This is a genomic window from uncultured Arthrobacter sp. (assembly GCF_947495145.1).
Taxonomy (GTDB): domain Bacteria; phylum Actinomycetota; class Actinomycetes; order Actinomycetales; family Micrococcaceae; genus Arthrobacter_D.
Genome location: NZ_CANLXP010000004.1, coordinates 50,983 through 71,471, shown reverse-complemented (window position 1 = coordinate 71,471; position 20,489 = coordinate 50,983). Strand labels below are relative to the sequence as shown.

At 64.0% G+C, this 20,489-nt stretch carries 20 protein-coding genes; 12 read left to right on the top strand and 8 right to left on the bottom strand.

What is annotated here, in order from left to right; all coding sequences use genetic code 11:
- Positions 1-77: 77 nt before the first annotated feature.
- From Q0877_RS04250 to Q0877_RS04240, 3 genes are all read left to right on the top strand, one after another.
- Entirely contained in the window at positions 78-680 is a 603-nt protein-coding gene (locus Q0877_RS04250; protein ID WP_299166021.1) for a pentapeptide repeat-containing protein, read from the top strand.
- Complete coding sequence (locus Q0877_RS04245) at positions 677-1,567, top strand: diacylglycerol kinase family protein (RefSeq protein WP_299166018.1); 891 nt, start codon at positions 677-679, stop codon at positions 1,565-1,567. The genes Q0877_RS04250 and Q0877_RS04245 overlap by 4 nt, the downstream gene beginning before the upstream one ends.
- Before the next feature lie 100 nt (positions 1,568-1,667).
- Positions 1,668-2,378, top strand: coding sequence for a hypothetical protein (locus Q0877_RS04240; protein ID WP_299166015.1), 711 nt, complete (start codon positions 1,668-1,670; stop codon positions 2,376-2,378).
- Here the strand turns inward: Q0877_RS04240 and Q0877_RS04235 are convergent.
- Positions 2,375-3,121: a pyrimidine reductase family protein gene (locus Q0877_RS04235; protein WP_299166013.1), complete on the bottom strand. Its 747-nt coding sequence runs from the start codon at positions 3,119-3,121 to the stop codon at positions 2,375-2,377. The two genes, Q0877_RS04240 and Q0877_RS04235, sit on opposite strands and share 4 nt — an antisense overlap.
- Positions 3,118-4,002 carry a dihydropteroate synthase gene (gene folP / locus Q0877_RS04230; protein ID WP_299166199.1) on the bottom strand — a complete coding sequence of 295 codons (885 nt, stop codon included), beginning with the start codon at positions 4,000-4,002 and terminating at the stop codon, positions 3,118-3,120. Before folP ends, Q0877_RS04235 begins: the two co-directional genes overlap by 4 nt.
- Before the next feature lie 128 nt (positions 4,003-4,130).
- On the opposite strand from folP, the gene Q0877_RS04225 reads away from it, so the two are divergent.
- Genes Q0877_RS04225 through Q0877_RS04210 form a run of 4 tightly spaced genes read left to right on the top strand, consistent with a single transcriptional unit; the run spans position 4,131 to position 7,948 of the window.
- Entirely contained in the window at positions 4,131-5,339 is a 1,209-nt protein-coding gene (locus tag Q0877_RS04225) for a cysteine desulfurase family protein (protein ID WP_299166011.1), read from the top strand.
- 16 nt (positions 5,340-5,355) lie between these two features.
- On the top strand, positions 5,356-6,495 hold the full coding sequence (gene mnmA / locus Q0877_RS04220; protein WP_299166009.1) for a tRNA 2-thiouridine(34) synthase MnmA: 1,140 nt from the start codon (positions 5,356-5,358) through the stop codon (positions 6,493-6,495).
- A 60-nt stretch (positions 6,496-6,555) separates the two neighbouring features.
- Positions 6,556-6,918 carry a chorismate mutase gene (locus tag Q0877_RS04215; protein WP_299166007.1) on the top strand — a complete coding sequence of 121 codons (363 nt, stop codon included), beginning with the start codon at positions 6,556-6,558 and terminating at the stop codon, positions 6,916-6,918.
- Complete coding sequence (locus Q0877_RS04210; RefSeq protein WP_299166003.1) at positions 6,911-7,948, top strand: hypothetical protein; 1,038 nt, start codon at positions 6,911-6,913, stop codon at positions 7,946-7,948. The genes Q0877_RS04215 and Q0877_RS04210 overlap by 8 nt, the downstream gene beginning before the upstream one ends.
- A gap of 29 nt (positions 7,949-7,977) precedes the next feature.
- Here the strand turns inward: Q0877_RS04210 and Q0877_RS04205 are convergent, their stop codons facing one another.
- Genes Q0877_RS04205 through Q0877_RS04180 form a run of 6 tightly spaced genes read right to left on the bottom strand, consistent with a single transcriptional unit; the run spans position 7,978 to position 14,189 of the window.
- Complete coding sequence (locus Q0877_RS04205; protein WP_299166000.1) at positions 7,978-8,649, bottom strand: DUF4166 domain-containing protein; 672 nt, start codon at positions 8,647-8,649, stop codon at positions 7,978-7,980.
- Positions 8,650-8,683: 34 nt separating this feature from the next.
- Positions 8,684-9,976: a DUF58 domain-containing protein gene (locus Q0877_RS04200; protein ID WP_299165998.1), complete on the bottom strand. Its 1,293-nt coding sequence runs from the start codon at positions 9,974-9,976 to the stop codon at positions 8,684-8,686.
- 16 nt (positions 9,977-9,992) lie between these two features.
- Complete coding sequence (locus tag Q0877_RS04195) at positions 9,993-11,045, bottom strand: MoxR family ATPase (RefSeq protein WP_299165996.1); 1,053 nt, start codon at positions 11,043-11,045, stop codon at positions 9,993-9,995.
- The gene (locus tag Q0877_RS04190) at positions 11,042-12,283 is read right to left on the bottom strand and encodes a DUF4350 domain-containing protein (RefSeq protein WP_299165994.1); all 1,242 of its coding nucleotides are present in this window, start codon (positions 12,281-12,283) and stop codon (positions 11,042-11,044) included. The genes Q0877_RS04195 and Q0877_RS04190 overlap by 4 nt, the downstream gene beginning before the upstream one ends.
- On the bottom strand, positions 12,280-12,957 hold the full coding sequence (locus Q0877_RS04185; RefSeq protein WP_299165992.1) for a DUF4129 domain-containing protein: 678 nt from the start codon (positions 12,955-12,957) through the stop codon (positions 12,280-12,282). Before Q0877_RS04185 ends, Q0877_RS04190 begins: the two co-directional genes overlap by 4 nt.
- Before the next feature lie 5 nt (positions 12,958-12,962).
- Positions 12,963-14,189: a glycerophosphoryl diester phosphodiesterase membrane domain-containing protein gene (locus Q0877_RS04180; protein ID WP_299165990.1), complete on the bottom strand. Its 1,227-nt coding sequence runs from the start codon at positions 14,187-14,189 to the stop codon at positions 12,963-12,965.
- Between the two features lie 337 nt (positions 14,190-14,526).
- Between Q0877_RS04180 and mtrA the strand changes: the two genes are divergently transcribed.
- The 5 genes from mtrA to raiA all read left to right on the top strand — a co-directional run bounded on the left by mtrA (position 14,527) and on the right by raiA (position 20,470).
- Positions 14,527-15,204, top strand: coding sequence for an MtrAB system response regulator MtrA (gene mtrA, locus Q0877_RS04175; RefSeq protein WP_056549723.1), 678 nt, complete (start codon positions 14,527-14,529; stop codon positions 15,202-15,204).
- 80 nt (positions 15,205-15,284) lie between these two features.
- The gene (mtrB, locus tag Q0877_RS04170) at positions 15,285-16,928 is read left to right on the top strand and encodes an MtrAB system histidine kinase MtrB (RefSeq protein WP_367182125.1); all 1,644 of its coding nucleotides are present in this window, start codon (positions 15,285-15,287) and stop codon (positions 16,926-16,928) included.
- Positions 16,925-18,622 carry an LpqB family beta-propeller domain-containing protein gene (locus tag Q0877_RS04165; RefSeq protein ID WP_299165988.1) on the top strand — a complete coding sequence of 566 codons (1,698 nt, stop codon included), beginning with the start codon at positions 16,925-16,927 and terminating at the stop codon, positions 18,620-18,622. The genes mtrB and Q0877_RS04165 overlap by 4 nt, the downstream gene beginning before the upstream one ends.
- A gap of 73 nt (positions 18,623-18,695) precedes the next feature.
- Positions 18,696-19,640, top strand: coding sequence for a ComF family protein (locus Q0877_RS04160; RefSeq protein WP_299165986.1), 945 nt, complete (start codon positions 18,696-18,698; stop codon positions 19,638-19,640).
- Between the two features lie 110 nt (positions 19,641-19,750).
- On the top strand, positions 19,751-20,470 hold the full coding sequence (gene raiA, locus Q0877_RS04155; protein ID WP_299165983.1) for a ribosome hibernation-promoting factor, HPF/YfiA family: 720 nt from the start codon (positions 19,751-19,753) through the stop codon (positions 20,468-20,470).
- Positions 20,471-20,489: the final 19 nt, after the last annotated feature.

The following is a 20,489-nucleotide window of genomic DNA, read 5'->3' as shown; positions in this document are numbered from 1 at the left end:
AACGGTGTTCGCAGGTTCCGCGCTTGACTGTAAACGGTGCCGTTCCCTCCGGCAAATGGGCAGCTAGCATCAGGGGCATGGCAGGCATTGGTGAGGCAGATAATGGCAAAGTACAAAGCGGACTTGACTGGTATGCGGTTCGGAGCGAGCGCGAGGATCACAGGGGCGAGCGCTTCGTCGACTGCGACTTCACTGAAATGCACAGTGAAGGCAGCATCTTCAGCGGCTGTGTCTTCCGCAACGTGCGGTTCAACGTGTCCGTTCACGTCAACAGCGCCTTTGACAACTGCCGGTTCGAACACTGCAATTTCTTCGATGCCGTCTTCGAAGGTTGCAAGTTCACAGGCAGCGTCTTCATTGGATCTTCGCTCAAGCCGGTCCGCGTAGAGGGCGGCAACTGGTCTTTTGTCTCGTTGGCGGGCGCAGATCTGCAACGCAGCTCCTTCTCCCAGGTCAATTTCACGGAGGCCGATCTCAGCAACGCCGACCTCCGCAATTCCGAACTGCGCGACTGCCGCCTGGTCAACGTCACCTGGAGCGGTGCACGGTTGCGCAGCGCTGACCTGCGCGGAAGCGCCCTTGAGGGAATAGAAGCCGAGGACTTCAATGTCCGCGGCGCCGTCGTCGACGTTGCGCAGGCCATGGCCATAGCGGAGGCTCACGGCGCGGTGATCCGGTGAGGCTCATCGTTGCACTGAACCCGCTGGCAGGTTCCGGCGCGGGTGCACGTGCGGTGCCGGGGGTACTGAGCGGGCTGGAAGACGCAGGGCACGACCTCGACGTCGTTGGGCTGCGGGGGGCGGCGCGGTTGCCGGACGAGCTCGCAGCAGCGATGGCGCGCAACCCGGACGCACTCGTCGCGGTCGGGGGAGACGGGCTCGTTCACACCGCGGTCAACCTCCTTGCTGGAACCGATGTGCCGCTGGGCATCATCCCGGTCGGCACCGGAAACGACATCGCGCGCTCGCTGAAGCTTCCCCTCCGCTCGCCCTCCGCTGCCCTTACGGTGCTGCTGTCCTCACTGGAGAGTGGAGCGCGACGCATGGACCTGGGGCTGATCACGAGCGCCGGCGGTCAGGACATCTGGTTTGCAGCTGCCTGTTCCGCGGGTCTCGACGCTGTGGTGAGTGCTCGGGCCAACAGTTGGGTCCGTCCGCGGGGCAGGGCCAGATACGTACTGGCACTGCTGCGCGAGCTGCCGTTCTGTCGGCCGCTGGACTACCGGATGACCGTCGATGGTGCTCCGGCTGACGTCTTGGCCATGCTTGTCTGCGTTTCGAACCTCCGTTCCATCGGCGGCGGAATGCTCATCACACCGGACGCGCGGCCCGACGACGGTCGGCTGAACCTGCTCGTCGTTCGTCCGCTGCCCCGGCTGAAGCTGCTCGCGTTGTTCCCGCTCCTCTTCTCAGGTCGGCATGTGCGACGCCGCGAGGTGCAGATCCGCACCGCTTCGTCCGTGGAACTTGAGGTGCCGCACATCGCGCTGTATGCCGACGGCGAGCCGGTTGGCACCGGCCGGGTGCGCATCGACGTAGTACCCGGTGCGCTGAAAGTGCTGGCGTAAGCATGGGGCGCCGATAGAACGCTTCCCCGTGGTACTGCCGTGCGCTCGCTAGAGTAGATACGGGCATTGTCAACGATTCACTGAATGACGGGGGAGCACCGTGCTGGCATGGCGGGATGGACCGCTCCTGACCGGTGTTGCCCTGGTCACCCTTGTGCCGCTGCTCGCGGGCTGCCGGATCGAGGTGCCCGTTACACCCGGCGGAAACGCGGATACTCCGGCGGCGCCCACGGCACCAGCACCGGCGCCGACGTCGTCGAAAACTGCTGAAGATGCTTCGGAGCTGCCACCGTTGCCGCGCGCCGAAATTGTCGGTAATGACATGACCTTGGACCGGGGAGCGTATATCGATGAAGCCGATACTGTGGCGTTCTCGGAGGCAATTTCCCGGGCACCGGGCTGGACGCCGACCAGACTGTTGGTCAACGGTGAGTCCGTGTACGTCAGCGACGCCGGTTGCACCACATCGCTGCGCTCTACGCCGGCGCAGGGTCCTCTCCTTGTCGACGGCGACGACAGGGCATCGACCGAGGCTCTGTTCCGCTATCTGGACCCGAGCATCCTGCCCGAGTACCTGGAAACGACCGGGTGGCTGTGGGGAGCATCGCCCGGAGAGTCAGCGGCATCAATCGAGTTCCTGACCTACACGCAGCAGGCCGCCGGCGATGCTCCCGCGAGCGCAGTTTCGCTGCGGCTTTTCCACGCAACGGGCACAGCGCTCGTATTCAGCGTCTCCTGCCCATCGGATGAAGACCTGGCCGCTGCCGTCACGGACCTCCGCAGCCGGGTATCGGTTGTTCCGCCGGGCTAGGGGCCCTGCGCACGCACCCACCGTCCGTAGAGAGCAGAATCCGATTCGAGCAGCGACGCCAGCACCATGTCGCGCAGATCGGGACTGTCGACGCCGGCCGCAATGCGTGAACCCTGCCCGCCGGTAAGCAGCGGGCTCAGGGACAGACACAGTTCGTCCACTGCACCCTCCGCAAGAAATCCGTCGAAGACGCTCGGCCCGCCTTCGCACAGTATGCGTCCCAGCCCGCGGTCGTTGAGCCAGGCTGCGCACGTGCTTGCTCCGACGCTTTCAACTCCCGCAATGACGACATCGGACACCGCGGAAAGGGACTCCACGCGCTCCTGGTCGGCAGCCGTCGTCGTAAAAAGTATGGGTCGAACCGGAGAGAGCCTGAACAAATCGCTGTCCGGATCGACCCCCAGCGTGCCTGAAATGATTCCGAGGGCGGGATGTGCAGCGAGTCCATGTGCGGTACGCCACCGGATGTCCTCATCGCTGACCAGTGGCCCGGCATAACCTTCGGCGCGCACGGTGCCCGCTCCCACGAGGATCACATCGCAGAGCCGCCGGATGAGCCCGAACAGGCGGCGGTCACCCGCATTACCCAAAGGCGCGGACACTCCCTGATGGGTAGCTGATCCGTCGAGGCTGGAAATGAAGTTGAACCGCACCCACGGGCGCTGGGAAGGATAGCCGTAGAGCGCCAGCAGGTCGTCATCGGTTCGATCGGCGGCGCTGTCCGGCAGGAGCTGGTTGATCATGGTTCGTTGAACTCCCCCATGTTGTGCCGGAGATAGGCAGGGCGGCGCCAACCCATGGCGGCCTCGACGATGTTGATGGCGGAACGAGCCGCGGCCACGTTATGCATGCGGAGGATGCGGGCGCCGCCGAGGGTGCACATGACGGCTGCGGCCAGAGACCCTTCCACCCGTTCAGGCTTTGGGACGTTCAGGGTCTCGCCGATGAAGTCCTTGTTCGAGACCGCCGCGAGCGTCGGATACCCCAGCCTGGCGATTTCCGAGAACCGGCGGGTGATTTCGAGTGAGTGCAGGGTGTTCTTGTTCAGGTCGTGGCCGGGATCCACCAGGATGCGGTCTTCGCTGATACCGAGCGAAACGGCTAGTTCCACCTGCCGAACCAGGAACTCCGCCACGTCTGCGACCACATCGGTGTAGGTGGGCCGTCCGACGATGGTCCGCGGCTTGGCAAGGCTATGGGTGATCACCACGTGTGCACCAGTCTGGGCAATCACAGCGGCGAGATCCCGGTTCCGCAGGCCGGTGGTGTCATTGACGACGTTCGCGCCTGCCTTGATGGCCTGTTCAGCGACCTCCGGCAGGAAGGTATCGGCCGAAATGACGACGTCGGAGGCGTGCCGGACGGCCTGGATCACCGGAACAATCCGGTCGGCTTCCTCAGCCGCGGGGATCGCCGGCCCCGGCGCAAAGGGCGCGCCGCCGATATCCACCCAATCGGCGCCGTCGGCGACTGCCTGCAGTGAAGCATCAACTGCCGCCTGTAGCGCGAAGGTGCGTCCGCCGTCGTAAAAGGAGTCCGGAGTGCGGTTGATGATTGCCATCAGGGCTATCTGCCGGTCGAAGTCGAGAGTGCGCTGCCCGAAATGATGCCTGGCGTGCAGCAGTTGGGGAACGAACTGCGGGGAGCCGGTATGCACGGGAGTCTTTTCCACAGCTCATTTCTATCAGTCCTTCCTGATGGCGACTCCGGGGTTCGTTCGGCTTTGGGCCGTCCCGACGATAGAATCGTCGGGTGCCCGTGTACCTCGACCACGCGGCGACCACGCCCCTCTCGGCGCCCGCGCTCGCCGCACTCACCACAGAGCTCAGCCGTAGCGGCAACCCTTCGTCGCTGCACGGCTCAGGTCGCCGTGCCCGCAGAGTAGTCGAGGACGCCCGCGAAACCCTTGCACGGGCGGCCGGTGCGCATCCTTCGGAAGTTATCTTCACCTCCGGTGGAACCGAAGCTGACAATCTCGCCGTGAAGGGCCTGTACTGGGCTCGCAGGGCAGCCGATCCACGACGGATGCGAATCCTTTGCAGCGCGATCGAGCACCCGGCCGTCCAGGACACCGTCGAATGGCTGGAGCGGCACGAGGGTGCCCAGGTGACCTGGCTCTCGGTGACCGCCGAAGGCATCGTCCGCCTGGACGCGCTTGAGCAGGAACTCGATGACAGCGCCGACGAGATTGCGCTGATTACCGTCATGTGGGCCAACAATGAGGTGGGTGCCCTGCAGCCGATGTCCAGCATCACTGCTGCAGCGGCCGCTCACGGCATCCCTGTGCACTCAGATGCGGTGCAGGCCTTCGGCTCCGTTCCGGTGTCCTTCGCCGAATCCGGACTCGCCACCATGGCCGTCAGCGGACACAAGATCGGCGGCCCGGTGGGAGTCGGTGCGTTGCTCGTAGGGCGCGCGGTGAAACTCACTCCGGTTCAGCACGGCGGTGGGCAGGAGCGCGACATCCGCTCGGGGACGCTTGATACCGCCGGTATAGCTGCATTTGCGGCGGCCGCCGACGACGTGGTCACCAACCTTCCCGAGGAGTCCGTCCGTATCGCCTCATTGCGGGACCGCCTGATTGCCGGCGTCGAACGCGAAATTCCGGAAGCTGTTTTGAGGGGGCCGCGCACCGAACGGCTGCCGGGTAACGCCCACTTCACCTTTCCGGGCTGCGAGGGCGATTCGCTGCTCTTCCTGCTGGACGTGGCGGGGGTGGAGTCCTCCACAGGCTCGGCGTGCACCGCCGGCGTTCCGCGGCCGTCGCACGTCCTGCTGGCTATGGGACTGAGCGAAACCGAAGCGCGCGGTGCCCAGCGTTTCAGCCTCGGGCATACATCGACAACCCAGGACGTTGACGCCTTGGTGGCCGCAGTGCCCGAAGCATACGAGCGTGCGCGCAAGGCAGGCATGTCGGGCCACGCGTCATCCATCCGAACAGCAGGAACAGGTTTCAACTGAGGGAGAACCCGAAACAATGAAGGTACTCGCAGCGATGAGCGGCGGAGTAGATTCGGCCGTGGCGGCCGCCCGCGCAGTCGAGGCGGGGCACGACGTCGTCGGCGTCCACCTCGCGCTCTCACGCATGCCCGGGACCCTGCGAACCGGCAGCCGCGGGTGCTGCACAATCGAGGACAGCCGGGATGCCTGGCGCGCCTGCGACATTCTCGGTATCCCCTATTACGTCTGGGATTTTTCGGAGCGGTTCAAGGAAGACGTGGTGGACGACTTCATCGCCGAGTATGCGGCCGGACGCACCCCCAACCCGTGCATGCGGTGCAACGAGCGCATCAAGTTTGCGGCGCTGCTGGAGAAGGCTCTCGCTCTTGGGTTCGACGCTGTCTGCACGGGACATTACGCGAAGGTTATCGAGAATGCTGACGGCAGTCGGGAACTGCACCGTGCAGCCGATTGGGCCAAGGACCAGTCCTACGTGCTGGGGGTCCTCACCCACGAGCAGCTGAAGCACTCCATGTTTCCGCTCGCCGAGACACCGTCCAAGGCGGAAGTCCGTGCAGAGGCGGAACGGCGCGGTTTGTCGGTTGCCAACAAGCCGGACAGCCACGACATCTGTTTCATCCCGGACGGCGACACACGCGGCTGGCTTGAGGAGCGCATCGAGCTGACGGAGGGCGACATCGTGGATGTCGACGGCGAAACGATCGGCACGCATCCCGGAGCCAACGCGTTCACGGTCGGACAGCGAAAGGGACTGAAACTCGGACGCCCGGCTCCCGACGGCAAGCCCCGGTTCGTCCTCGAGATCCGTCCCAAGGAAAATACGGTTGTGGTGGGCCCAGAGCGCATGCTAGCCGTCGACCAGCTCCGCGGCATCAAGGTGTCATGGGCGGGGCTGCCCATTCCCGCCGTCGAAACCGGCGAGGAGTTTGATTGCATGGCGCAGGTGCGTGCCCACGGTGATCCGGTCGACGCGCGCGCGCAGGTTGAGTACGACGACGACGGCCGCCAGAGTCTCGTGGTTAGGCTCGTCGAGCCGATGCGTGGTGTAGCGCCCGGACAGACGGTCGTGATTTATCAGGGCACCCGGGTGCTGGGGCAGGCAACACTGGATTCAGCCCGTTCGCTGGAGCGCCCCGACCTCGCGGTGGCACGCTGACAAGCGGCGGATCACAGACACAATGCGAGGTGGGTCCGCACCGTCTGCTTAACTGGAACCATGACTGAGAAGACCCGGCGTTTCGACCCCGAGGCGAGTTCACTCGCCGGCGAAGTCGATCCCGCCGTAATGGAAGAACTGCTCTCAGTTCGGGGCAGCATCGACAACATTGACGCCACGCTCGTGTACCTGCTGGCGGAGCGCTTCAAAGCAACACAGCGCGTCGGCCATCTCAAAGCCGAGCACAAACTTCCGCCGGCGGACCCGGCGCGAGAATCGGCGCAGATTGCCCGGCTACGGGCACTGGCTGAAGAAGCGCACCTCGATCCGGCGTTCGCGGAGAAGTTCCTGAACTTCATCATCTCCGAGGTTATCCGTCACCACCAGGACATCTCGCAGAACCACTCGCTCCGCGATGTCTGACGCCGCTGCGCCGCCTGACTCCGCCGCTGTCACGGTCACTGCCCTGGGCGACTGGCCGGGCCAGGATCCTGTGGAAGCAACCCGGATCATCCGCGGCGAGCTCGGCCACCCGAACCTGCCGTTCCTCCCCTCGCTGCCCGATCGCGGTGCCGGCAGCGACGAAATCGGCCGAACGGCGGGGCTTCTGGCTGAACTTCCCGTCGATCTGCAGCCGCATGGCTGGCGGCTCGTGGACCATCCGGGCAGGGACCTCCGGCGGGCTGTGTCAGCCTTGTCCACGGACTTCGATGTCCTCGCCGAAGCGGTAGGGGCCGAAGATGCTCCGGCTGCTGAGCTCAAGGTGCATTGCCGGGGTCCGCTGTCGCTCGCAGCTAATCTTCACCTTCACAGCGGCGAGCGGGCCCTGCTCGATCACGGCGCGCGTCGTGACCTTCGTGATGCACTCATCGAGGGCATCGGCTCGCTGTTGCAACGTGCGGCTACCGCCAGCCCCGGTGCCAAACTCACGCTGCAGGTCGATGAGCCCGAGATCTCCAGAATATTTGCGGGCACCATACCGACCGCCAGCGGCTACCGGACGCTGCGCGCAGTGCCGGAACATGAAGCAGCTGAAGCATGGACGCTGCTTGCGGAAGGTGCCGGCAAAGCCGGTGCGGCCGGCGTCGTGCTCGCCTTCAGCACCGCAGAGCAGGTTTCGCTGACGCGGCGCGTACCCGGCGTAGGCGTCGCTGTTCCGGTAGGTGCGGTCTCACACCGCGAATGGGAGGCGCTCGCTGAACTGATTGAAGACGGCCGGACACTGTGGGCAGGTGTGCCGGTTCCGAACGGCAGGCCCCCGCGGGCACAGCAAACTGCTGATGTGATTCTTCGTCCGTGGCGTGGTCTCGGCCTGACGGTCGGTTCGCTAGGCTCGGTCCGGCTGGTTCCCGCAGGCAGCCTGGCGGAGCGCGGGCCCGACCGTGCCCGCGAAATGCTGGCCCATTTGCACCAAAGCGCGGATGCGCTCAATCAGGCAATCGCGGACGCCTGAGGGTAATTCCGCCTAACGTGCGTGGTTCCCTAAGTGCGTGGTTCCCAGCGGACCGGTGCCACGGCATCCGGCAGGCCGCCGTCGTACTCGGTGAGCTCATAGCTGAACCATCCCGCGTACACCAGTACCGGCCCGAGCTGTCTGTGCAGCACATTGGTCTTGATGCGGAACCGATGTTCGTCCTCATCCCACCACTGCTCCATGTACGCCTGGGCGCCGATGACGTCGGGCAGCGGCAGCCTGAGCCCGGCGAACAGGCGGGTAGCGGAAGAAACCATCCGCATGTGACCGCCGGCCGTCACCTCGCAGGTCAGAGCTGTGGCCATGCGGCGATGGACCCCGAGGTAGTCGATCAACCGGTCGCCGGTCCACGAAGTAGTGTCTTCGAATACCCGCGCCACGGCGCTGAACGAGATATCGCGGCGTGCTGTGAGGGAGGGCCTGCCGAACGGGTCGAGGTGCGCCCAGTTCCGGACGGTGAAGTCCACGTGGTTCTCGTACTCGGGGAAGAAAGAGTTCTCCTTTGCCGCAACTGAGAAGAACGGTTTGAGGAGCCGCGCAGGGCTCCCGGCAACGTCGAACGTGCCGCGTCCGGTTCCATACACCTGTGAGTTTTCGTGGAGGCTGAAGTACTCCTGAAGCTCCGGTTGCAACCGGCCGAATTCCGTTCCAAGCGCCCGCTGATAGATCGAGGATGTCATGGCCATCTCCTTTGTACGAGCCATTCCAAGGTAGTCACAACCGGCCAGCTGCCTTGAGTCGGATGTAGAGATCGGCAAGTTTGGACGGGAGCTCGTGCGGTGGCTCGTCCACTACCTCCGCACCGAGCTGGCGGAGCCGCTCCTTGATGGCCGCGCGGTCCAGGAGGGCGCGTTCGGCAGCCGCCGCCCGATAGGTGTCAGCAGCAGTGCTTCGCTCCAAACGCAGTTCGTCGAGGAACGGGTCGCGGACCGACGCCACCACCACAACATGCTGTGAGATCAACGACGGGAGCATGGGAAGGAGGCCTTCCTCCACAGCACCCGAGTCGAGCGCGGTCAGGAGTACCACGAGGCTACGGTGAGCGGAGATTGAGCGCACTTGCGCCGGGATCTGCGAGAAATCGGCTTCAATCAGCTCGGATTCAAGCGGCGCCATAGCGGTCACCAGGGATTGGAGCAGATTACCCTTGGCCGCCGACTGGACTCTTGCCCGCGGGCGCCGATCGAACGCGAGGAAGTCCACGCGGTCACCGCCCCGCTGGGCCAGCACTGCGAGCAGGAGGGACGCCTCTATCCCGGTGTCCAGGCGGGGCTCATCCTCGATCCGGGCTGCCGAAGTGCGCGAGGTATCGAGCACAATGACCACCCTGCGGTCCCGCTCCGGCCGCCACGTCCGAACGACGGTGTCCCGGCGCCGCGCAGAGGCACGCCAGTCGATAGAGCGGACGTCGTCCCCCCGGACGTAATCGCGTAACGAGTCGAATTCGGTGCCGGCTCCGCGGATCTGCACTGCCGCGCGCCCATCGAGTTCACGCAGCCGTCTCAGCTTCGAGGGTAGAAGCCGCTTGGAATGAAACGGCGGCAACACGCGCAGGGTGCCGGGTGCCGGGATAGTGACCTGGCGGGCAGCCAGCCCCAAAGGACCTGCACTGCGAATTGTCACATGGTGTACCGATAGGTCGCCGCGACGGCGCGGGACCAGATTCACCCGGAGATTCCGGCCCTCACCCTGCGGAACGCTTAGTCGGTGCACCGGATTTTGTGCTCCGGCCGACGGCTGCCACCCCTCGCGTATCCAGCCGCGGAACACTCGCTTGGAATGGTTACGAACCGTGAGCGTGCTCGTTGTCTGCTCGGTCAGGCGAACGGTCCCGGCGAGCCTCCGCTGAACGCCGATTGCGCGCGGAGAAGCTGCGAGAGTGAGATCCACGGCGCAGCCAAGCACCAGGAGAGCAACCCAGAGGGCGATGGAGACTGCCCCCGGGTAAAGGATCACAGGAACGACACCGAGAAGCGCCAGGAAGACGAGGCGGGCAGTAATGGTCATGCTGCGAAGCCCACGACTACCTCGGCACGGGAACGGTGCTGAGGATGTTGCCCAGGACGCTGTCCACGCTGACGCCGTCCATCTGCGCTTCCGGCCGCAGCGCCACCCGGTGCCGCAGGGCAGGCATCGCCAACGCCTTCACATCGTCAGGGGTGACGAAATCACGGCCGGAGAGCCAGGCCCAGGCACGGGAGGTGTTCAACAGCGCGGTGGCACCGCGGGGCGAGACACCAAGCTGGAACGACGGCGCGGAACGCGTTGCACGCACCACGTCGACAATGTAGCTGAGCACCTCCGGAGCAACTCCTACCTGCTGCACGGCGTGTCTGGCTGCTGCCAGATCACGTTCACCTGCAACGGCCCGCACTCCCGCGGCATTTAGATCCCGGGGATCGAATCCTGCACTGTGCCGACGGATGACTTCGATCTCGTCGTCCCGCTCCGGCAGTGGGAGGGTGAGCTTCAGCAGGAAGCGATCCAGTTGAGCCTCGGGAAGGGGATAGGTTCCCTCGTATTCCACCGGGTTCTGGGTAGCTGCGACGATGAACGGCTCCGGCAGCGGCCGGGTCACTCCGTCCACCGACACCTGCCGCTCCTCCATTGCTTCCAATAGTGCCGCCTGCGTTTTGGGCGGCGTGCGGTTGATCTCGTCGGCGAGGAGGATGTTGGTGAAGACAGGGCCCTCCCGAAAAGTGAACTCAGCTGTCCGGGATTCGAAGATAAGTGAGCCGGTCACGTCGCCGGGCATAAGGTCCGGTGTGAACTGGACCCGCTTCGTATCAAGGCTGAGAGCGGCGGAAACGCTGCGCACCAGAAGCGTCTTTGCAACGCCGGGCACACCTTCCAGAAGCACGTGGCCTTTGGCAAGGAGCGCGATGAGAAGCCCGGTCACCGCAGCGTCTTGACCGACGACAGCCTTGGCAACCTCGTGACGCACTGCCGCGAGGGCACGGCGCGACGGATCGGTCGTCGTCGTGCCCTCATCCGAACCGTCTGTCCGGTGTGAAGCAGTGCCCTGTCCCGGTTGGTACGCAGGTGGTGCCGGCTGGTGCGGGTATTGCTGATTCATGAACGAAGAATCTCCTGTTCGAGTTTGTCCAGTTCCTGGCTCCATTGCACCAGTTGGGCGTCGGAGTGAGGGATGAAAGAGTTGAGCAGCCGGTCCAGGTCGGCGTACTCCCTGTGGGTTTTTCTTGCTGCAGCCGCCATGACGGATGCCCGCGGGCTGGAGGGCGGGATACGCAGTGCTGCCGCCAGCCGTGTCAGCGTACCGGCGCGGAGCGTTTCCGCCGCGTGCTCAATTGCACCTGCATCCTGGTACAGGCGTGCCCTTCCGGAGGCGGTTTCAGCTGAGCGGACGACGACGGGAAGCGGCTCGGTTACCAGAGGGCCCAGACGGCGGGACCGCCACAGAATGGCTAACAGCGCCGTCAACAGCAGCCAGAACATCAGCGGATCAACAAAGTCGGGAAGCAGGCTCAGCGGATCCGCAGCCCCCGACGTAACTGCCAGATCGTCCTGGGTAGGCTGGTACCAGACGAGCGTCGGCGTGGTGCCGAGCACGCGCAGCGTGAGTGCGGCGTTACCGTGCTCATCAATGAGGTCGTTGCTCGCGATAGCAGCGTTGCCCAGGACGGCAACCGTACCGTCGGCCGTCGTTGCGAAGCTTCCTGCGGGATTGCCATCGCCGCCCTGCGGAAGCGGGAAACACGTGACTGGGCCCCGGTAGGACAGTCCGCCCGGGCTCACGGCGGCTGCAGCTCTCGCATCCGCATCAGCGCAGGCTGCCTGAAGGGGACCCCCGAGGTCAGCCGGGAAAACTCCGGCGGAACGTATGCCGTCAGCCAGTTCGCTGAGAATGGTGAGGCTCGGTTCGACCAGGACTGTCCGGTCGGCCAGCGTGCCGCCCAAGGTAGCTAATTGCTCCGACGTCAACCAGCCGTTGGAATCGTGAAGGAGCAGCGTGTCATCTGGGCCCTGCAGGGCGTCGACGGCAGCTTCGAGGGATTCCGCACGGATGACCTCGACGCCGCTGCGGCCTAACACCTCCGCGGCTGCCCGGGCCCCGTCCGGCGCAGCATTGTCGGGGGAGAGCGGAGTCTGGCCTCCGGCCCCTGCTGCCACTGCACCGATGATGACGGCGAGCACGAGGAGGACACCGAGGACTATCCAGCCCCGCAACCGCTTCAGCTTGCCGCGAAGTGTGGAACGCGCGTTCCCTCCATCGCCGACTACTTCCCCGCCGGCAATTTCATCAGGTGCGGCGCGGCGTCGGCTGGACTGCATGGCTTCCGTAGCGCCGCTCATACGGGGGCCGCCCAGTGCTGGTTTCCGGCCTGTCGGCGGGGCTGGGTTCGCTGCAGTTCCTGGTCGAGCCCAACGGCCCGCTGATAGTCGTTCGGGGTGGCCGGTCTGGCACCGTAGTGCACTTCATTGAAGCGCAAGGCCAGCCATTCGACGGTTTCCGCTTGATCGGTGAACAGGTCCTGGAGTTGGCGGGCCACCTCTCCGGCAGTACGCCCGGCCTGCTCGTCGAGGATTACGCGCTCTTCCGCGGCTCGGGTTATTGCCCGGAAGCGCTCTGTGAGTGCGTCGTCCCAGCTCCCCGTGCGGGCAGCAGCATCCGCGGATTCGCGATGAGCTTGCGCGGTTAGCCGGGTCTTGGCCTGGAAGACTTGCGGCTCCGCACGCTTCCGCGCGTTGAGCCGAGGTTTGATGAGGAGGACTACTGCAGCGATAACGACGACGGCACCCACCGCCAACAGGACGGTTCCCAGCCCGGCGTCGACACTTCGAATTTGCCCCAGGACTTCACCAAGCCAGGTGAGGAAAGCCGCCCAGGCCCGCTCAAGGAGCGACGGTTCGGCCTCCTGGTAGACGCCTTTCGCCAGTTCCTCCTGAAGCAGTTGGCGCGCTTCGTCGTCGTCCGGTTGAACAGGCACGGCGACAGGCAGCAGCGACACCACTGGTCCGGCGTACACCTGGCTCAGGCTCCCGGCCCGGTTGACGGCCCCTGTGGCCCCGGGTGTCCGTACTCGCCGCCCGTCGACTGTCCGGGGATGGGGGAGTAGGTCCCCTTGGTACGTGCCTCGTTCTCCCTCAGCAGGACAATATCGAAGCCCTCGCGCCGAATACGAAGGTCGACGTAGAGGAGCGCGGTGACGCCGGCCTGGAAAGCGAAGCCGATTGCGGTGAAAACTGCGGTAACGGCCTGGACGATCAGCAGCACGGGGAGGGACTCAAGGAGCGCCGCCTCGGTAGAAGCGGGCGCAGATGTGAAGGATCCCAAACCGAAGGCAAGGAAAGACACGGGCGCCGCGACAACCTGGGTGATGATCGAAACAATAATGGAGGTGAGCACCAGGATCCCGAACGTCCGCCACCAGTTGCCTGTGGTGAGGGTCCAGGACCGGCGCAGAGCGCCTATGGGGCCGACGCCCTCAAGCATCAGGGCGGCCGGCGCCATGATCCATTTGATATTGAGCCAGATGGCAACAGCCACCGCCGCCAGAACACCGATCACAACAATTGCGACGGCGGCGTCCTCAAGCGCGAGCGAAAGACCGACCAGAATCAGCACGAGCACGACGGCGGAAACTGTCCAGAGCAGGAGAAGGATTGCACCGAGTCCTACCAGCGGAAGAATCCTGCGCCCGGCAAGCTTCCACAGCTGCCCGAACCCGGTGCGTTCATCGAGAACCGCCCGGGCAATCGGGATGATCAGTACTCCTTGCAGGATGAGGACACCCACCGAGGTCAGCAGGATGAGCACTGAGCCGACGGAGAGCGCCGAGGCCACCAGCCCGGTGACCTCGGCAGAGGATGCAGTGAACGGGTCAAATGTTGCGAGTGATCCGGTCAGCCCAATGGTCAGCAGAACAGTAAGGACCGCAACGATCACCTGGAACAGGATGGCCGTTCCAAAAGTCGAAAGGGGATTGCGCCGGCAGGCCTGGAAGGCGCCGTCCAGTATTTCCCCCAGGCCGAGCGGACGTAACGGAATGATGCCCGGCTTCGGCGGGGCCTGGTAGCCATGGAATTGGCCGGGGGGAGGGACAGGCCAGCCCGGATTGATGTCTCCCGCTGCCTGCTCAGGGAACCTGGCCTGGTTCTGGCCCCATGCCGGTTGCTGGTTCTGCCCCCACTGCTGCGGCCCGGAAGGAGACTGCCAAGGCCGGTCCTCCGGTTCCCCTTCCGGGAAGTTCCCGCTCATGATAATCCCCTTACACCTGATGCGCTGCTCGCTGTGCGGTACTTTTCCGGCACCTACACCTAGAACTATAGTTACCGGCACTGACGTTGTACCGGCACTGACGTTTACGGGCGCTGACGTTGAACCGGCTCTGAGGTCCAACCGGCACTGCGTTTCTGCCCGTGACCGCCCGCACGGAGGCGGCCGAATTTCATTGTTCTTCATTGCACCTGCTCTCGAGCGCGTTTGCTGCAAGATCGCGCGCAAATCGTCCTCTAGGATGACAAAGGCATATCGGCCGCACACGCTGGACGCGCGCCGATGCGACATTGATGGGGCAATGGGAGATTATTGGATGATGAAGGCACGCATTCTGGTCATAGACGACGACGAAGCACTGGCGGAGATGATCGGCATCGTTCTGCGCAACGACGGTTTCGATCCGGTGTTTTGCGCCGATGGTGCGCAGGCGGTTGATGTCTTCAGAAGCACCAAGCCGGACCTTGTTCTCCTGGACCTCATGCTTCCGGGCATTGACGGCATCGAGGTATGCCGGCAGATCCGCAATGAGTCGGATCTCCCCATTGTTATGCTCACCGCCAAGTCAGACACGTCCGACGTCGTCCGCGGGCTGGAGTCGGGTGCGGATGACTATGTGCCGAAACCGTTCAAGCCGGCAGAGTTGGTTGCCCGGGTGCGCGCCCGCCTGCGGCCCGGCGACCAGAAAGCGCCGGAAACTCTGCGCATAGGCGAGGTCAGCATCGACGTTGCCGGGCATTCGGTCACGCGGGCCGGAGAACCGATCTCCCTGACGCCGCTCGAGTTTGATCTGCTCGTGGCCCTGGCGCGGAAGCCCTGGCAGGTATTCACCCGCGAGCTGCTGCTGGAACAGGTCTGGGGATACCGGCACGCAGCGGACACCCGGCTCGTTAACGTCCACGTACAGCGGCTGCGCTCCAAGATCGAACGGGATCCTGAAGCCCCCGAAATCGTACTGACAGTTCGCGGCGTCGGATATAAGGCAGGACAAGCGTAATTTTGGAAGGGCGTGTAGGCCAGTCCCTGAGTTCGGCGTCCACGGGCGCCGCGCGGGGGTGGCGGTGGGTTCAGTCCATCATGGCGCAGACTGCGCGGCGCTGGCGTCAGTCACTGCTATTCCGTACTGTCACCTCCACACTGATACTTACCGCCGTCGCGCTCGTAGCTGTCGGCGCGTTCCTCTCCAGCCAGATCGCGAACGGGCTCTACCAGGAGAGGCTTGAGCAGTTCAAGGCAGAGGCAAGCGCTGGCCTCAGCGAGGTCAGAGAGATTTTCGCCCAAACATCGGTGACCGACCGGGAGTCCACCGCGCAGCTGGTGCGCGACACCCTGCCCAGCCTTGAGGGCGGCGGCGCCGACGCTCCCCGGCAGTACTCGCTCACAAGCGTTCCCGGCCAGGAAGGCCCAATTTTCGTTTCGCCGTTCGCAAGTTCCAATTTCATTGAGTCTTCGGCGATTCCGGAGGGGCTGGCCGAAGCCGTCCAGAACGGCGAAGACCAGTACTGGTCGCCTATCACCCTTGCCACTTCCGCCTCCGGCACGGAGTTCGACGTGCCCGGCATCGCTTTCGGCACCAAAGTCACCCTGCCTCCAGAGCAAACCGAATATTCGCTCTACCTGATCTATGACCTCTCATCCATGCAGGCCACTCTTGACTACATTCATGGGGTCACCTGGATCGGCGGCACCCTCCTGCTCGTGACCATCGGTGCCATCGTCTGGCTCGTCACCAGGAGCGTCGTGGGACCGGTCAGCCACGCTGCGCTCGTGTCGGAGAAGTTGGCGGCAGGGCAACTGCAGGAACGCATGGAGACACAGGGGGAAGACGAAGTCGCGCGGCTTGGTGCATCCTTCAATCACATGGCAGCCAGCCTGCAGGACCAGATCACCCAGCTCGCCCAGCTGTCGCAGATGCAGCAGCGGTTCGTCTCAGACGTCTCTCATGAACTGAGAACCCCGTTGACCACCGTCCGCATGGCGGCCGAGGTCCTGCATGATGCGCGGGAGGAGTTCGACCCGGTCAACCGGCGGTCCGCGGAGATCCTGTACAACCAGGTGGAACGTTTCCAGTCTCTTCTCGCCGACCTCCTGGAGGTTTCACGCTTCGATGCGGGAGTGGCTGTTCTGGACGCCGAGCCCACGGATATCTTCCAGCTTGTCCACCACGTCATCGACGGAGCACGCCCGCTGGCCGAGAGCCACAACTCCGAGATCACGGTGATCTCGAACGAAAACAAATGCGTGGTGGACGTCGATCCCCGCCGGATCGACCGCATCCTGCGCAACCTCATAGTCAACGCGCTGGAACACGGCGAAGGAAAGCCGATCAACATTTTCATCGCGTCCAATCAGGATGCGGTTGCGGTTGCTGTCCGCGACCACGGCATCGGAATGACTCCGCTGGATGCTGCCAGGGTGTTTGACCGGTTCTGGCGTGCAGACCCGGCACGTGCACGCACTACGGGCGGCAGCGGTCTCGGGTTGTCGATCGCGACCGAGGATGCCCGACTCCACGGAGCGTGGCTCCAGGCCTGGGGATCACCGGGTGAGGGTTCCTGCTTCCGCCTGACCCTGCCGAAGCGCCGGGACTCTGTGCTTAAGGTTTCACCGCTCCCGCTCCCGCCCCGGCAGGCTGCTCTTCCTGCCAAACCAGGGGTAAGTAATTCCACTCTGGACGCGGTGCCGACACTGCTGCATGGTGCGACCGGGAGCGAACGGTGACCGCGCGGTTGGGCTGGGCACGGTCCGTTCTCCTGATTCTTCTGCTTGCAATGCTCAGTGCGTGCTCGTCGATTCCCAAGGCGGGACCGGTGGGCACGATCGAGGCGACGGCGGAGGCCGAAACCGGCCCACGCTTCGTCAATAACCCGTCGCCGCCGCGTGATGGCGCAAGCGCCGGTGAGGTTCTCGATGGATTCCTCGTGGCCGGAATCGGCGTTTCCGACAACTACAGCGTGGCCCGGTCCTATCTCACTCCGTCTCTCGCACAGACGTGGGAACCGGAGGAAGAGGTCACCATCTACCGGTCCGATTTCAAGATCAGCTCCACTCCCACCGAGGGCCAGCTGCAGCTTCAGGTCGAGGTAGCGGGATACATCGATGCGGCCGGTATCCGACGTAACGTCGGTCCAGGCACCACCGAATCCATGACCGTGCAGATGGAGCAGGTGCAGGGTGAGTGGCGTGTCGCGGATATCCCGAGCGGCATCATGATCTCCATGGCGGATGCCGCAAATTTGCTGCAGTCGCACGAACTCTACTTCTACAGCAGCAGCTACCAGTACTGGGTTCCCGACGTTCGCTGGTTCGTCAACCGCCAGGGAATCGCGACTAACATCGTCACAGCGCTCATCAACGGTCCGGCACCCTACCTGCAGGGCGCAGTCACCAGCGCTTTTCCGGAAAACGCAGCCCTCGCCGTCGAATCGGTGCCCATTGAATCCGGCACGGCCACTATTGATTTCACCCAGGACATCCTGACGGGCACTGACAACCTTCGCCGACAGCAGATGGAACAGCAGCTAAGGGTCACGCTCACCGGGCTCGACACGGTGAATTCCGTGGAGTTGCGTGCAGGGCAGCCGATCCCGTTTGAACGCGACCCCAACCTGGTGCTCCCTGACCTGGACCCGGCCGTTCTGAGCAGGCAGATCGTGATCAGCGAGGAAGAGCTGGCCTTCTTCGAAGGCGGTCAGTTGACGCCGGTGAACGATGTGCCCTCCGTTGCGGAATTCGACCCGGTGGATCCGGCGATGTCCTACGACGGGAAGAACTATGCGTTCCTTAATGCTGACCGAACCGAACTCATGGCTACCGGCGAAGGGCAAACCGTCCGGACCATCACTGTCGGATCAAGCCTGACACCTCCAAGCTATGACCCGTCGAACTGGATCTGGACGGCAGGGACTGCAGAAGGGCGCTCGTATGTGCGCGCCATACCGCCCGGCGGAAGCGCCGACAATGCTATCGAGGTGCTGACTTCGTGGCTGGGAAACCGGACGATCAGCGAGATCCGTATCTCCCGCGATGGTGCCCGCGCGCTCATCGTGGCTCAGCAGTCGGGGCAGAGCCAGCTGCTGTTGTCCGGTGTCAGTCGAAGCGAGGACGGGGTTCCCCAGACCCTGAGCGACCCGATCTCCCTCAACCCGCCCGGTGCCATCAATACAGCGAAGTGGGTAACGGAGACCTCTGTTGTGGTTGCTGACACGTCGAGCGACGAATCGGTGATTGCCACGCTTCTCCCGTTTGCAGCCGAACCAGACGAGTTCTCGCCGCTTGAGGGCCTGGAGCATCTGAGCGCCGGAACAGGCCGCACGAACGTCTTCGCCCAGAAGGGCAACAGTATTTTCGGTGTTGTGGGCAACAGCTGGACAGACCAGGGAGTGGTCGCACGCGACCCGGCTTTCGCCGGCTAGCAGCGTTTCCCTGGTTATCCACAATTCGGCTTCGCTGCAGCTAAGTGCCGGGTCGACGTGGCACCGTGGAGTCGTGTGGCTGGAGAATCTTGAGCGAGGTCTCGACCGTGCCCGGTTGCATCCGTTGTGGGACCGGGTCGGCGGAGCTCTGCAGGAATTCTGGTCACTGGTTTTCCCGACGGAGTGTGTGGTCTGTGAGCGTGCGGACAGTTCCCTCTGCGTCGATTGCGCGGCTGTCCTGCGGCGCGCCACAGTCCGGCCCTTCCGCGCTGAACACGGCGCGGAAGGACTGCCGGAAGCCGAAGGTGCGCGGACTGCAGCCGGTGCGGGGTACGACGTGTTCTCGCCGCTTCCCGTCGTCGCGGCAGGCCATTATGCGAAAGCCGTGTCTGCGGCCCTGCTTGCGTTCAAGAACCACGGTCATACGGATATAGGGCGGTGGCTGCAGGCAGCCCTTGCCGGAGCGTTGCATGAAGCCAGATCGACGCTCTGCGGAGAATCCGCGGAGCTGGTGCTGGTTCCTGTCCCTACGCGGGGAGCATCGGTCCGGCGCCGCGGTTACGATCCCTTGGCGCTTCTACTCGGCGGTTTGGCGAAACGGCGGGAGTTGCCGGCAGGCACAACTATCGCCACCGCCGTGCGCCTTGGATACCGGCCGTCGTCGTTATTGACGCTGGTTTCGGGCGGACTGTCCCAGAAAGGCCTCGGCAGCCAGGGCAGGCGGCGGAACGTCTCCGGCAGCATGGAAGCGTCGCCGGCAATACTCGACACGGGCTTCAACCGGCCGTGCCTCATCGTCGATGATGTTCTGACAACAGGGGCAACTATCTCCGAAACTGCGCGCGTCCTGCGCGCTGCCGGCGCGGTGGTGGTTGGCGCCGTCGTTATTGCCGCAACGCCCGCCCCGAATGGGGTAGGAGAGACGACGACGGCGGTCGTCCCAGGCATCCGGGAGCCACCTCCCAGCCAACCCATGGAAAAAAACCGGCGGGTAGGGGTGAATTCAAACAACGGGTGAACTACCGTGAAGTATGGGTATCACAACGAAGACAGTTACCCATCGACAGCGGCTGGAAGGAGCGGATCCTCGGCCGCTGTTGTGTCACCTGAGCGATTTTGGAGGGCACTATGGAATTCATGATCAACGGACGGAACCTTGCAGTTTCTGACCGATTCCGGGAATACGCGGAAGAGAAGATCGACAAAATCGAACAACTGGGGGACAAGGTCCAGAGGCTGGACGCAAAAGTAACGAAGGAGCCCAACGCCCGTCAGGCAGATAGTGCACTTACCGTCGAACTTACGGTGATGCAGAAAGGTCCGATCATCCGGGCGGAAGCATCAGCGGCAGACAAGTTCGCCGCTTTCGATCTTGCCTACAGCAAGCTGCTGGAGAGGCTCCGAAGGGCACGGGACCGGCGGAAGGTGCACCACGGCCGGCACACGCCGGTTGCAGTTCGGGAAGCAACTGCCACCCTGGCGCCCGCGAGTACAGAAGAACCGATCTACGCGGCTTCTTCCAACCACACCGGCAGCATCGACACCGCTGATCAAAACGGGTATGAGATCGATGGGGACATACCCGCAGGGGACTCACCCGTGCTGATCCGTCGGAAGGTCTTCTCAGGCATCCCAATGAGTCTTGATGACGCCGTCGACAACATGGAGCTCGTGGGCCACGATTTCTATCTCTTCGTGGATTCACAGACCGGGGCGCCGTCGGTCGTCTACCGTCGGCAGGGCTGGACCTACGGCGTCATCACCCTCGATTCGAAGTGTGCCGATGCGCCGGAAGATCCGCATGAAGAGCTCGTTGCGTACCGTGCGCGCGAGTCAGCGACCGCATAGCGCACTGAACGGGAATCTA

What these genes read in the sequence shown, in the direction of transcription:
- Q0877_RS04235 (WP_299166013.1), bottom strand. Translation starts at nt 3,121, where the DNA reads ATGATCAACCAGCTCCTGCCGGACAGCGCCGCCGATCGAACCGATGAC.
- Q0877_RS04190 (WP_299165994.1), bottom strand. Translation starts at nt 12,283, where the DNA reads ATGAGCGGCGCTACGGAAGCCATGCAGTCCAGCCGACGCCGCGCCGCA.
- Q0877_RS04215 (WP_299166007.1), top strand. Translation starts at nt 6,556, where the DNA reads ATGACTGAGAAGACCCGGCGTTTCGACCCCGAGGCGAGTTCACTCGCC.
- Q0877_RS04205 (WP_299166000.1), bottom strand. Translation starts at nt 8,649, where the DNA reads ATGACATCCTCGATCTATCAGCGGGCGCTTGGAACGGAATTCGGCCGG.
- mtrA (WP_056549723.1), top strand. Translation starts at nt 14,527, where the DNA reads ATGAAGGCACGCATTCTGGTCATAGACGACGACGAAGCACTGGCGGAG.
- Q0877_RS04210 (WP_299166003.1), top strand. Translation starts at nt 6,911, where the DNA reads ATGTCTGACGCCGCTGCGCCGCCTGACTCCGCCGCTGTCACGGTCACT.
- mtrB (WP_367182125.1), top strand. Translation starts at nt 15,285, where the DNA reads ATGGCGCAGACTGCGCGGCGCTGGCGTCAGTCACTGCTATTCCGTACT.
- Q0877_RS04180 (WP_299165990.1), bottom strand. Translation starts at nt 14,189, where the DNA reads ATGAGCGGGAACTTCCCGGAAGGGGAACCGGAGGACCGGCCTTGGCAG.
- mnmA (WP_299166009.1), top strand. Translation starts at nt 5,356, where the DNA reads ATGAAGGTACTCGCAGCGATGAGCGGCGGAGTAGATTCGGCCGTGGCG.
- raiA (WP_299165983.1), top strand. Translation starts at nt 19,751, where the DNA reads ATGGAATTCATGATCAACGGACGGAACCTTGCAGTTTCTGACCGATTC.
- Q0877_RS04195 (WP_299165996.1), bottom strand. Translation starts at nt 11,045, where the DNA reads ATGAATCAGCAATACCCGCACCAGCCGGCACCACCTGCGTACCAACCG.
- Q0877_RS04200 (WP_299165998.1), bottom strand. Translation starts at nt 9,976, where the DNA reads ATGACCATTACTGCCCGCCTCGTCTTCCTGGCGCTTCTCGGTGTCGTT.
- Q0877_RS04250 (WP_299166021.1), top strand. Translation starts at nt 78, where the DNA reads ATGGCAGGCATTGGTGAGGCAGATAATGGCAAAGTACAAAGCGGACTT.